Below are 12,025 nucleotides of genomic sequence, written 5' to 3'. Positions count from 1 at the left end.
GTCGGGTAACCGCCCCGATGGCCGCCCCCGCACGTCCCGCGCCCGGCCGCGAGGCCCGCCCGCACCGTCCCTGGGTCCCGCGCCACGTCCGCGTCACCCGCTCCGCGCAGGAGCACCCCCATGCGGCCGAGGTCGTCCGGCGCTGCGAGGCGCTCGGCACCACCGACATCGAGCTGCTGCGCGGCGACCGGGTCACCGGGGTGCGCGGCGAGACCGAGCGGGAGACGTACACCCGGGCCAAGGCGACCCTCGCCGTCGTCGTGAGCCCGGAGTCCGCGCGGACGCTCGACCCGATCCCGCCGAGCGCGGACTGGCGCGTGGACCTGGCGCGGGGCTGCCCGGCGCACTGCCAGTACTGCTACCTCGCCGGGTCGCTGGGCGGCCCGCCGATCACGCGGGTGTACGCCGACCTCGAGCGCATCCTCGCCACCCTCGACGGCCACGTCGGGCAGGGCCACGTCACGTCCACGAACGAGGCCCGCGCCCACGAGGGCACCACGTTCGAGGCGTCCTGCTACACCGACCCGCTGGGGATCGAGCCCGCCACCGGGGTCCTGGCCGCGGCGATCGGCCACGTCGGGACCCACGACTTCCCGGGCCCGGTGCAGCTACGGGCCACGACCAAGTTCGCCGACGTCGCCCCGCTGCTCGACCTGCCCCACCACGGGCGCACCCGGCTGCGGTTCTCGCTGAGCCCCTGGTCGCGGTTCGAGGGCGGCACCGATCCGGTCGCGGCCCGCGTCGCCGCACTGGGGACGCTCGCGCACGCCGGCTGGCCGGTCGGCGTGACCCTCGCGCCGATCATCCCCGAGGAGGGGTGGGAGCAGGCCTACGCGGACCTGCTCGGCCAGGTGGCCGACGCCGTCCGCGGGTCGGGCACCGACCTCACCGTCGAGTGCATCACCCACCGGTTCACGCCGGGCAGCAAGGAGGTGCTCGAGGGCTGGTACCCGGCGAGCCGGCTCGAGATGGACCCCGAGCAGCGTCGGACCAAGCGCGGCCGCTTCGGGTCGGTGAAGCACGTCTACCCCGACGACGTCATGACCGCGCTGCGCACCCACGTCACCGGCCTGGTCGAGGAGCTGCTCCCCGACGCGCGGTTGCTCTACTGGACGTGACGTCGGGGTACAGACGGCCCATGCCACTGCCGCCGCCCGGGCCTGACGCCCACGTCCTCGTCACCGGCGCCTCCTCCGGGATCGGCGCCGCGATCGCCCGGGCCCTGGCCGCCCGCGGCTACCCGACACAGCTCGTCGCCCGCCGCGAGGACGCCCTCACCGAGCTCGCGGCGGAGCTGCGCGGGACCTCCGGCCTGACCTCCGAGGTGCACGCCGCCGACCTCGGCGACGACGCGGGCCGCGACGGCATCCGGCGGCTCCTGCTCGACGACGAGCGCCTCGTCGGCCTGGTCAACGCCGCGGGCTACGGGGTCACCGGCCGGGTCGCGGACCTCGCCGACGACGACGGCCGGGCCCAGCTCGACGGTCTGGTGCGGCTCAACGTCCTCGCGCTGCACGACCTGACGGTGGCCGCCGTCGGCGCGCTCGTGCACCGGGCCCGCGCGAGCCGGCGGACCGGGGCGATCCTCAACGTCTCCTCGATCACCGCGTTCCAGCCGCTGCCCGGGGTGGCCAGCTACGCGGCGAGCAAGGCGTTCGTGCAGTCGTTCTCGGAGGCGGTGCACGCCGAGCTCTCCGGCACCGGGGTCAGCCTGACCACCGTGAGCCCGGGCCTGACCCGCACCGGGTTCGCCGACGCGGCCGGGACCGACGCGTTCGACAAGGCGCCCGACCTCGCCGTCGGGGACGCCGACGACGTCGCCGGGTCCGCCGTCACCGCCATGGCGGCCGGCCACCGCAGCGTCGTGCCGGGCCTGGTGAACCAGCTCAGTGCCGCGGGCGGCCGCCTCGCTCCCCGGACCCTGCTGCTCCCGGCCCTCAACGCGGCCATGGACTGGTTCACCTGACGGCGCCTGTCATGATCGCGCCGTGGCCGTCACCGGAGAGGACCTGCACGCGCGCGGCGAGGAGTTCGCGGAGTTCTGGCGCGAGTACCACCTCGGGACGCTGACGACGTTGCGCCGCGACGGCAGCCCGCACGTGGTGGCCGTCGGGGTGACGCTCGACCTGGACACCGCGACCGCCCGCGTCATCACCCGGCGCGGCAGCCAGAAGGTCGCCAACGTCCGCCGGGCCGAGGGCTCGCCCGACGGCGGGGCGCGGGTCGCGGTCAGCCAGGTCGACCGGGGGCGGTGGTCGACGCTCGAGGGGATCGCGGTCGTGCGGGAGGACCCGGCGTCGGTCGCCGACGCCGAGGCCCGCTACGCGGCCCGCTACCGCACGCCCCGGCCGAACCCGGAGCGGGTGGTCATCGAGATCGCGCTGACGCGGATCCTCGGCAGTCGGTGATCCCGACGACGGCAGGGACTCAGGACCGGGGCTGGGTCAGGTCGTAGACCGTCGTCCCGCCGACCGTCGTCGCGGTGAAGTGCGCCTTCACCCAGGCCGTGATCTGCACCGTGTCGTCGCTGCCGCCGGTGTCGGGGACCTCGGAGAGGCCCTCGCCCAGGAAGTAGTGCACCTGGCCGGAGGCGACGAGCGCCTGGAACTGCGCGAGCGTCGGTGAGGGGTCGGTCCCGTTGAACCCGCCGAGCGGCATCACCGGCGACCCGCTCGCCAGCTGGTAGCCGGCCGCGGGCATCGACCCGACGGTGGCCGCCACCCAGGTGTGCCCCGCCGCGCCGGCCTGCAGGAACGCGGTCAGCGCCGCCGACGGGTCGGAGGCCTGCAGGAGCGTCATGGCGCCACCCCGGCCGCCCGGACCGGCGCCGTTCTGGACACCGGCCGGGGCCGAGCCGCCCGTACCGGGGCCGAACCCGTGGCCACCCGGGCCGGTCCCCTGCCCCCCGCGCCCGCCGTGGGCCCCGAACCCGCCGAAGCCGGAGGAGGGACCCGCCGTCGGGATGACCTCGGTGTGGGCGCTGCCCGCGGTCTGCACGGCATAGGCCGTCGGCCCGCCGAGCGCCCCGACGAGCGCCGCCGCCAGGACCCCGGTGGTCAGCACCCGGGACCGCACCCGCGGGGCGAGCACGAGCCCGACCGCCGCCAGGACGCCGACCACGAGCACGACCACCCGCAGCCACGGCACGAACGACGGCGTCTCCCGCAGCAGCCACCAGGACCACACCGCGGTCACGACGACGACGGCCGCGAGCACCCACCGCGGCCAGGTCACCCAGCGGGCCCGCCAGAGCTCGACGGTCCCGACGGCGGCCAGGGCGGCGATCCACGGGGCGAGGGCGATCGCGTAGTAGGGATGGATGATCCCGGCCGCGAGGCTGAAGACCCCGGCGGTGACCAGCAGCGAGCCGCCCCACAGGAGCACGCCCGCCCGGCGTCGGTCGGTCCGCACCCCGCGCCCGACGAGCACCAGCAGCGCCACGCCCAGGACCAGCGCGGCCGGCAGCAGCCACGACACCTGGGTCGCCATCGAGCCGGTGAACAGTGCCGACCACGAGTCCGTGGACGTGGCACCACCGATCCCGCCCCCGCCCATGCCTCCGGGTGGAGCACCGCCGGCGAACCCCGCGCCGGGCCCGCCGCCGACACCGCCCGGGGCGCCACCGAAGCCGCCCCCACCGGGACGACCGCCCCCGAGCTGGCCGGTCTCGTCACCGGTGAGCCGGCCGACGCCGTTGTAGCCGAACGCCAGCTCGAGGACGTTGTTGGTCTGCGACCCGCCGACGTAGGGCCGCGACGACGCGGGCCACAGCTGCACGACCGCGACCCACCAGCCGGCCGACACGAGCAGGGCGCCCGTGGCGGGCAGCAGGGCGAGCAGCCGCCGGCGCCACGTGCCCGGCCCGGCGACCAGGTGCAGCGCCAGGAACGCCGGCAGCACGAGGAAGGCCTGCAGCGACTTCGTCAGGAACCCGGTCCCGACCAGCGCGGCCGCGAGCACCAGCCACCACGTCGAGGCCCGCGTCGACGCCGCGTCGACCGAGCGCACCATCGTGTACGCCCCGGCGACCAGCAGCAGGCAGAGCAGCGCGTCGGGGTTGTCGAACCGGAACATCAGCGTCGCGACCGGCGTGACCGCCAGCGCGGCGCCCGCGAGCAGGCCCGCCGCCGGGCCGGACCAGCGCTTCACCGCAGCGGCGAGCAGCCCCACGGCCCCGACGCCCATGAGCGCCTGCGGCACCAGGACCGACCACGACGAGAGCCCGAAGAGCCGGACCGACAGCCCCATCACCCACAGCGAGGCCGGCGGCTTGTCCACCATGATCGAGGCGGGCGCGTCGGAGGCGCCGAAGAACCAGGCCTTCCAGCTCTGCCCGCCGGCCTGCGCGGCCGCCGCGTAGAAGGCGTTGCCCCAGCCCGACGCCGACAGGTCGACCAGGTAGAGCACCGCGGTCGCGACCAGCAGCACCCCGAGCGCCGGCGCGTACCAGCGCGCGGTCCGACCGCCGCCGGACGCGGCGGGGGGAGCCGGCGCGGTCGGCGGGTCGGGGGTCGGAGGCGTGGGTCGCCGACCGGTCAACAGGCTCATGACGCCGAGGGTCGGCGCGACCCGTGATCACCGGGTGGGCCGGGCCTGTGCGCCGCCTGTGCGTCGGCCACGCCCCCGCAGAAGCTGTGGCTTTGTCGGCGAGGCCTGGGAGATCACGGCCGGCCGGCGAGAGCAACCTAGGGATCCTGCATCGGGACCGGTGACCGACTGCAGGCCACGGCTCGGCGTCGTGATCGGGCGTCTCGCACCAACGGCTCCCCGTGGTTGCTGCGGCGTCCTCGACGTGGCCACCGCGCCGGCGGATCCAGGAGCCGGGACGGCGTGGTTCCCACCAGGGTGTCGAGGAACTCGACGAGCTCGCGGGGCATCTCCAACACGTCGTCGCTGTGCGTGGTGGCCACGGCGACGCCGACGAACTTGCTGCACGACTGGGCCAGGTCACCTGGGAGGCACCGATAGGGACGGAACTCCTGCACCCGTTGCCGATCGAGATCGGTGAGAAGGCCCCACCACCGTTCGATGGAGCCCGAGGCCGTATCGGTCATGAGACCTCCCTCCTGAGCGCTCGCTTCGAGGATAGGTCTTTCGCTCGCCCGGCAGGAGTTCACTCTGAAGTCGACGCTGGCCTGTTACCGGCGAGGCGACCGATTCGGTTGCTGAGCGGACATCCCGGTGCCGAGCACGCCGCCGCGACGGCCCGGGCCGCGGCTCCGGATGTCCGGGACGAGATCGCGGACGAGGGCGACACGGCGGTGCGCGCGGCGGCCCGAGATGCCGCTGCGATCGTCGTGACCATGGTGACGGGGCCGCCACGCCGCACCGATCGGGCCGCGATGTGACGTAGCTCGCGGCAAGACCGAGACGTAGTGTGTTCCCGGTCAGCGCAACTACTTGGGCAGAAGGTGCACAGGCTAACGACGCGAGTGACGATGGTTGCGGGTGTCGTCGCTCTGGTGCTCGCTGTTGCGGTGGCAATTGTGGGTCTGTTCCGGTTCGGGCGGGATCTGGAAGCGAACTTGTGGGCCGGTGTCGCCGGGTTGTTTCTCGACATCGCCGTCGCGGCCTTGGTCATCAATGTCTTGACCAGAATCGAGATCCGAAGGCGATGGCATGCGTCGTATCATGCCCTCTCGGGCAGGTTCGCTGCCTGCTACGTTGCTGCGATGCGATTGTTCTACATTCGCATCGGACCCTCGGTGCGCGAGGCCAATGAGTCGCGCATGCCTGAGTTCATTGAGATCTTCAAGCTCCACCTCGACGACCTCCGCAGCAACCTCGAAGCATTCGCTACGCTCCTCGAACCAGACACCTACGCCGAATGCCGAGCCATCGAGCAACGGCTGTGGCGGCTCCTGATCCAAATCCAGCTGGACGTGTCGATTGCCCACGACCGCGACGTCAACATCATGCGGGCTGTTGGCCGCCACATATCTGGTTTCATCCGGAGGCACGACTTCGAGAAATACGACGAAACTCTCCGGGCAGTGTCGCGGGAGATGACGGATATTCCGCTGAGTCGCGCCGAACACCTGTGTAGCGCAGTGGTGGCTGAGAAGGCATGGGGATACAGACTGACCACTCAGACCCGCGTGAACTGTGCATTGCCTGAACTGTCAGGTGTTTCATCGATAGTGCAGGACTATCGGGGTAGACACGACTTGCCATACTTCCTGATCGACATTGTGATCCTGAACCAGGCTCTCGGAGGGGAGGAGAGCGCGAGCGCGTCCGCCGGATCAGGCTCAGGATTCTGACGAGGTTTCGCCCCGACACCCGGATCACGCGGCGACCGCCCCGCACCACCCCCGGAACGAGTCGTCGACGAGCCGGGGTCGACGAGTGACGAGGGACGTTCGGCACCTTCCGGTGCGGTGGCCCGCGTACCAAGGTCGCGTCACGAGCTCGACAGCTGCGATCTCAGCGTGCACGGCCAGCGCCGCCGCGTGCGGGGCACACGCCGACCATCACGCTCACTGCGCGGCGCACTCCCGCGCGGCAACCGCATGCGTCGAGGCGCTCTACGCTCTCTCTGGTGCAGCGTGAGTGATGGTGCGGGACCGACGCCGGGCCCTTCGGCCGGTCGCGTATTCGGCCGAGAACGACGCAACGGATCCGAGCGCCACGGACGCGACGACGAGGGTCGCGCCCGTGGGGGACGCGCCCGCTAGGTCTGCAGCGGGACCAGTTCGGCGTCGAAGGCGTCGAGGAAGTCCTCCCAGCGGGGCGGGGCGATGGCGGGGCGCACTACGAACTTCGTGATCCCGCCCTCGACGAACTCGCCGACCAGCCGGCGCGCCTGCGCCCAGTCCCGGGCGATCAGCGTCGCGGGGTCGACCTCGGGCCGGCGTCGGGACGTCGTCGCGTAGGCCTGCTCGACGTCGTCGTCGGTCGCCTCCGGCGGCAGGACCAGCAGGTTCGTGCCGTAGTGGTCCTCCTCGACCTCGCGGCCGGCGGCGTCGGCGGCCCCGGCGATCACCGCGCGGGCCGCGGCGGCCTCCGCGGGGGTGACGAACGAGGCGAGCCAGCCGTCGGCGAGGCGCCCCACCCGCTCGAGGGCGGCGGGGACGAGCCCGCCGAGCCACAGGTCGAGGGGCTTGGCCGGCCGCGGGCCGACCGAGGCCGCGTCGAGGGTGAAGAACCGCCCGTGGTGGGTGACGACCTCCTCGGTGAGCAGGCGCCGGACCACGACGAGCGCCTCCTCGAACACCGCGGCGCGCGGACCGGGCACCGGGTAGGCGGTGCGCTCCGAGCGCGTCGCGGGCTGCAGCCCGAACGACGGCAGGATGCGCCTCGGGGCGAGCGCGGCCAGGGAGGCGAGCTGGTGGGCGACGACGGCGGGGTTGCGGCCGGGCAGTACGACGACGCCGGTGCCGAGCTTCAGGTGCTCGGTGCGGCCCGCGGCCCAGCCCATCGCGGTGAGGGGCTCGACGGCGTCGGAGGCGATCCGGTCGGGGAACCACAGCGAGTCGATGCCGCGCCGCTCGCACCCGTCGACGAGGGCGCGGGTGTCCGCGAGGGGGTCGGCCAGGGCGAGCCCGGCCCCGAGGCCGATCCGGACCTTGAGGTCGCTCATGCCGCGCCCGCCTCCCGGCGCAGGAGCCCGGCGCGACGGCCGAAGTCGTCGAACAGCCGCCACGAGGCCAGCCGCGAGGTCTCGGCGCGCGTAGCGGTCTCGGCGCGCAGCCCCTCGGTCGTGATGCCGAGCTCCCCGAACCGGTCCTCGATCGTGGTGCCGGTCCAGCGCGACACCCAGGTCTCGAACTCGGCCGGCGTGATCTCGGGGTGGAACTGGACCCCAAGGTGGCAGCCCTGGCGGAAGGCCTGGTCGCAGCGCTCGGAGCGGGCGAGGACCTCGGCGGTCGGCGGGGCGGTGAAGGTGTCGAAGTGGAACTCCATCCAGGGTCCCTCGACGATCACGTCGGGGGCCTCGGTGGCGATGGTGCGCCAGCCGTTCTCGTGGTGGCCGTCGGCGCGGTGCGCGGTGCCGCCGAGGACCCGGGCGAGGAGCTGCCCGCCGAAGCAGATGCCCAGGATCGGCACGTCGGCGGCGATCGCCCGCTCCAGGTAGGTGATCTCGTCGGCGAGCCAGGGCACGGCGTCGTCCCACGCGCCCTGGGCGGAGCCGAGCACGGCGACCGCGTCGAACCCCGCCGGGTCGGGCAGGTCACCGCCCGCGACGGCCGGCACGAGGCGCACGCCGTGCCGCGCCGCCCAGGAGCCGAGTGTCCCGGCCTGGACCAGCACCACCTCGGGCGTCACCTCGTGACCGATCACCAGCATCGTCGGGGAGTCCATGTCAGGCACAACGCACAGGATGGTGGACTTCGTCCGGTGAAGCCCTGTGCGTTCTGCGCGATCATCGACGGGTCGGCCTCGGCCCACGTCGTGCACACCGACGACGAGACGGTCGCCTTCCTGGACGCCAAGCCGGTGTTCCCGGGCCATGTGCTGCTCGTCCCGCGCCTCCACGTGACGACGCTCGCCGACCTGCCGACCGGGCGCGTGACGCACTTCTCCACCCTCGCGCAGCGGCTCGAGCGGGCGGTGGAGTCCGCGATGGACGCGCCCGGGTCGCTGGTGCTCGTCAACAACGTGGTGAGCCAGTCGGTGCCCCACCTGCACCTGCACGTCATCCCCCGCCGCCCCAAGGACGGGTTGCGGTTCTTCCTCGGACCCCGTCACCCCTACCGCGACACGGACGAGGCGGCATCCGTCGCGCAGCGCATCGGGGAACGGCTGCTGGAGGACGGCGCGACGGGCGTCGACTAGGCCGTGCGCACCATGATCACGTGGTGCGGTTGGTGGTTCCTGAGGGTCTGTCCGGAGGTGAGCGGCCGGTGGGACGCGCTCAGCGGTCTCAGGTTGTACGTCCGATCAGGTGGATCCGGCCCAACCTCACCGCTCGTACTGCGATAGTCACGACGCGCGGACGGGCGGCGAGGGTCACCGAGCGGTCACCGAGCGCGACCGGTTCGACGCCGATCACGGAGGTGGGCATGACGGTCCTGGGATGGGTCGCCGTACTCGTCGGGGCGTGGTGCGCCGTCTCGGTGGTCGCGGCCCTCGGGCTCGGGGCGCTGCTCCGCAAGGGCTCGGCGGTCGACGGGGACCTCAGCCACCAGGGCCGCGGCGCCGTGGCCGACGGCGCCCTCGCGATGTGGCTGGCCGAGGTGCCGCACGTGCCGGACACCCCCGAGTTCCTCGTCGACGACGTCCCGGCGCAGCGCCCGCGCGACGTCGACTCCGGGTTCCACCAGGTGCTCCGGTAGGTGGCCTCCGGCCCTGTGAGCACTAACTGTCGGTATAGCGACAGTTACTGCTCACGAGGGCTTCGCCCACCTAGTCGATCCCGATCGCCGAGCGCACCGAGCCCAGCACCCGCCGGGCCCGCTCCCGCGCGATCTCCCCGCCCCGGGCGAGGACGTCGTCGAGCTCGCTGCCCGGCTCCATGAGCGCCTCGTAGCGCTCGCGCATCGGCCCGAGCCGGTCCTCGAGGACGTCGGCGAGCTGGTTCTTGAGGTCGCCCCAGCCGACCCCGCCCGCCTCGAGCCGACGGCGGGTGTCCGCGACGACGTCGTCGGGCGCGAACTGCGCGAGGATCTGGAACACCGCCGACGTGTCGGGGTCCTTGGGGGCCTCGACCGGCGTCGAGTCCGTCGGGATGCGCCGCACCAGCTTGCGCAGCTTCGGCGCGGGCAGGAACAGCGGGATGTAGTTGTCGTACGACTTCGACATCTTGCGGCCGTCGAGCCCGGGCAGGGTGTGCCCCGTCGTCTCCGCCGGGATCACGGCCTCCGGGATCCGGAACCGGTAGCCCGAGCCGTAGAGGTGGTTGAAGCTCCCGGCGATGTCGGCGGCGATCTCGACGTGCTGGGCCTGGTCACGCCCGACCGGGACGAGGTCGGCCTCCATGATCAGGATGTCGACGGCCATGAGGATCGGGTAGTTGTAGGTCCCCATGTTGATCCCGGCGTCCGGGTCCTCGCCGGCGGCGACGTTGGCGTCCCGTGCGGCCTTGTAGGCGTGGGCGCGGTTCATCAGCCCCTTGCCGGTGATGCAGGACAGGATCCACGTCAGCTCGAACGTCTCGGGGACGTCGGACTGCTTGTAGAAGACCGTCCGCTCCGGGTCGAGGCCCGCGGCGAGCCAGGTCGCGGCCACCGACCGCGTCCAGTGGTGGAGCAGCTCGGGGTCCCGCGCGGTCGTCAGCGCGTGGTAGTCGGCGATGAAGTAGAGCGACTCGTGGTCGCCCGCCAATGCGATCGCGGGCTCGATGGCGCCGATCAGGTTCCCCAGGTGGGGCTCCCCGGTCGGCTTGACGCCGGTCAGGGACGTCTTCGTGCGCGTGACCGGGGCGTTCTCCGTGCTCACCACGATCCTCGAGCCTATCCCTGCCGGGCGCGCTCCCCGTCGATCAGGCCGCGGCGGTGGGCCGAGTGCTCGAACCACAGCGTGGTGAGGGGCGGGATGCTCGCGAGCAGCCCGAGCACCGTCGTCCCGGCACGCCAGCGGAAGGTCCGTGCGGTGAGGAGCGTGATCACCACGTAGGCGATGAACAGGATGCCGTGGATCATCCCGAAGATCCGCACGCCGATGTCGTCGTGGACCACGAGGTACTTGAACACCATCCCGATCAGCAGGCCCGTCCACGAGCAGGCCTCGGCGATCGCGACGGTGCGGAACGCCCGGGCCAGGAGGACGGGGTCGATCCGGGAGCGGGTGGTCACGGACGGGGAGCTCACGGCCGAGCACTGTGCCGCACGGGCGCGTGGTCCCCGTGTGACGCCGGGCCCGACGTTGCCGAGGTCACGACGACGGGCCCCGGTGTGGAGATCCGAGCCGGGCCTCCGGCCCCTCGGACGATCCACCCCTGCGTCAAGGGTCGTCCGGGCACTGATCACCACCCTCCGTCCCTGCACCTCCCGTCCGGGCTCGTGTCAGATTGGACCTCGCTCGCACCCCGTCCGTGTCGGTACCGGGGTCGTGAGCGCGGTCCCAGACAGTCGGTGCGCGGGGGCAGAGCACGGGGGCGACTGTCTGGGGCCGTGCGATCTGTCCGCGCAGCTCACCGGGCCGGCGCGACCACGGCGTCGAGCAGCGCCGCCCGCAACGCGGCCGCGGCCGGGCTCGCCTCCCCAGGCGGCCACGCCAGGACCAGCCGCGACCGCACCCCGGGAGCCGTGAACGGCACCGTCGTGAGCTCCTCGGTGCGCAGCGCCGACACCGACGACGGCAGCACCGCGAGCCCGAGCCCGCGCGCGGCCATCCGGGCGAGCACCGTCGGGTCGCTCGCGCTGGCCGTCACCCGCGGCGCCGGCGAGACCGACGCGCACGCGAGCTCCACCGCCTCCCGCAGCGCGTTGCCCTCGACCGGGAGGACGAGGTCGCGGCCGGCGAGGTCGTCGGGGCCGGCTGCCGGCGACGACGCCAACGGATGATCCGGCGGCACCGCCACCACCAGTGGCTGCTCGCTGACGGTCCGGCCCTCGAGGTCCTCGGGCAGCGGGCCGGCCGCGCCGACCAGCGCCACGTCCAGCCGTCCCGCGCGCAGTCCCTCGACCAGCGGCCCCGACCCCTGCTCGACCAGTGAGCACACCACGTGCGGGTGCGCGGCGGAGAAGTCGGCGACGACGCCGGGCACGTCCAGGAACGGCCCCGACCCCACCATCCCGGCGCGGACCGACCCGCGGAGCAGGCCGTCGAGGTCGTCGACCACCCGTCGCACGCCGGCCACCGCGTCGAGCGCAGCCCGCGCCGCCGCGACCACCTCCATCCCGACCGGCGTCGGACGCACCCGGTGGCCGGACCGGTCGAGCAGGGTGTGCCCGAGCTCCCGCTCCAGCTTGCGCACCTGCGCGCTCACGCCGGGCTGGGCGACCCGGAGCCGGGCCGCAGCGCGGGTGAACCCACCCTCGTCGACCACCGCGACCAGGTACTCGAGCTGGTGGAGCTGCACGTCGACCATCATCACTGCTTCTGACCGGCAGCACGAGCAGGTCTTCGACTTCTGCCGAGC

At 73.3% G+C, this 12,025-nt stretch carries 12 protein-coding genes; 6 read left to right on the top strand and 6 right to left on the bottom strand.

Annotated features, from left to right (window positions below; all coding sequences use genetic code 11):
• Positions 1–17: 17 nt before the first annotated feature.
• Genes HH311_RS02610 through HH311_RS02600 form a run of 3 tightly spaced genes read left to right on the top strand, consistent with a single transcriptional unit; the run spans position 18 to position 2,408 of the window.
• On the top strand, positions 18–1,118 hold the full coding sequence (locus HH311_RS02610; RefSeq protein WP_169181996.1) for a spore photoproduct lyase family protein: 1,101 nt from the start codon (positions 18–20) through the stop codon (positions 1,116–1,118).
• 20 nt (positions 1,119–1,138) lie between these two features.
• Positions 1,139–1,966, top strand: a complete 828-nt coding sequence (locus HH311_RS02605; protein ID WP_169181995.1) for an SDR family oxidoreductase — start codon at positions 1,139–1,141, stop codon at positions 1,964–1,966.
• A gap of 22 nt (positions 1,967–1,988) precedes the next feature.
• Entirely contained in the window at positions 1,989–2,408 is a 420-nt protein-coding gene (locus tag HH311_RS02600; RefSeq protein WP_169181994.1) for a TIGR03618 family F420-dependent PPOX class oxidoreductase, read from the top strand.
• Between the two features lie 19 nt (positions 2,409–2,427).
• Here HH311_RS02600 and HH311_RS02595 read toward each other — a convergent pair whose 3' ends face one another.
• The gene (locus tag HH311_RS02595; RefSeq protein ID WP_169181993.1) at positions 2,428–4,548 is read right to left on the bottom strand and encodes a glycosyltransferase family 39 protein; all 2,121 of its coding nucleotides are present in this window, start codon (positions 4,546–4,548) and stop codon (positions 2,428–2,430) included.
• Positions 4,549–5,432: 884 nt separating this feature from the next.
• Here HH311_RS02595 and HH311_RS02590 point away from each other — a divergent pair.
• Positions 5,433–6,263 carry a hypothetical protein gene (locus HH311_RS02590; RefSeq protein WP_169181992.1) on the top strand — a complete coding sequence of 277 codons (831 nt, stop codon included), beginning with the start codon at positions 5,433–5,435 and terminating at the stop codon, positions 6,261–6,263.
• Positions 6,264–6,673: 410 nt separating this feature from the next.
• Here HH311_RS02590 and HH311_RS02585 read toward each other — a convergent pair whose 3' ends face one another.
• A complete protein-coding gene (locus tag HH311_RS02585) occupies positions 6,674–7,582 on the bottom strand; it encodes a TIGR03854 family LLM class F420-dependent oxidoreductase (protein WP_169181991.1) in 909 nt (302 codons plus the stop codon).
• Entirely contained in the window at positions 7,579–8,304 is a 726-nt protein-coding gene (locus HH311_RS02580; protein WP_248291994.1) for a type 1 glutamine amidotransferase, read from the bottom strand. The genes HH311_RS02585 and HH311_RS02580 overlap by 4 nt, the downstream gene beginning before the upstream one ends.
• 36 nt (positions 8,305–8,340) lie before the next feature.
• On the opposite strand from HH311_RS02580, the gene HH311_RS02575 reads away from it, so the two are divergent.
• Both HH311_RS02575 and HH311_RS02570 read left to right on the top strand, forming a co-directional pair.
• Entirely contained in the window at positions 8,341–8,778 is a 438-nt protein-coding gene (locus HH311_RS02575) for an HIT family protein (RefSeq protein ID WP_169181989.1), read from the top strand.
• 227 nt (positions 8,779–9,005) lie between these two features.
• The gene (locus HH311_RS02570; protein WP_169181988.1) at positions 9,006–9,278 is read left to right on the top strand and encodes a hypothetical protein; all 273 of its coding nucleotides are present in this window, start codon (positions 9,006–9,008) and stop codon (positions 9,276–9,278) included.
• Positions 9,279–9,348: 70 nt separating this feature from the next.
• Here HH311_RS02570 and HH311_RS02565 read toward each other — a convergent pair whose 3' ends face one another.
• The 3 genes from HH311_RS02565 to HH311_RS02555 all read right to left on the bottom strand — a co-directional run bounded on the left by HH311_RS02565 (position 9,349) and on the right by HH311_RS02555 (position 11,965).
• Positions 9,349–10,383 (bottom strand): tryptophan--tRNA ligase, encoded by a 1,035-nt coding sequence (locus HH311_RS02565; protein ID WP_312029896.1) that lies wholly within the window; start codon positions 10,381–10,383, stop codon positions 9,349–9,351.
• Positions 10,384–10,394: 11 nt separating this feature from the next.
• Entirely contained in the window at positions 10,395–10,751 is a 357-nt protein-coding gene (locus tag HH311_RS02560; protein ID WP_312029895.1) for a DUF3817 domain-containing protein, read from the bottom strand.
• A 323-nt stretch (positions 10,752–11,074) separates the two neighbouring features.
• Positions 11,075–11,965 carry a LysR family transcriptional regulator gene (locus HH311_RS02555; protein WP_169181987.1) on the bottom strand — a complete coding sequence of 297 codons (891 nt, stop codon included), beginning with the start codon at positions 11,963–11,965 and terminating at the stop codon, positions 11,075–11,077.
• Between the last annotated feature and the right edge of the window lie 60 nt (positions 11,966–12,025).

The organism is Actinomycetospora sp. TBRC 11914, assembly GCF_012933465.1.
In the GTDB taxonomy this organism is placed as follows: domain Bacteria; phylum Actinomycetota; class Actinomycetes; order Mycobacteriales; family Pseudonocardiaceae; genus Actinomycetospora.
The sequence above is the reverse complement of the archived record's forward strand: the minus strand, read 5'-3'. Positions and strand labels throughout refer to the sequence as shown.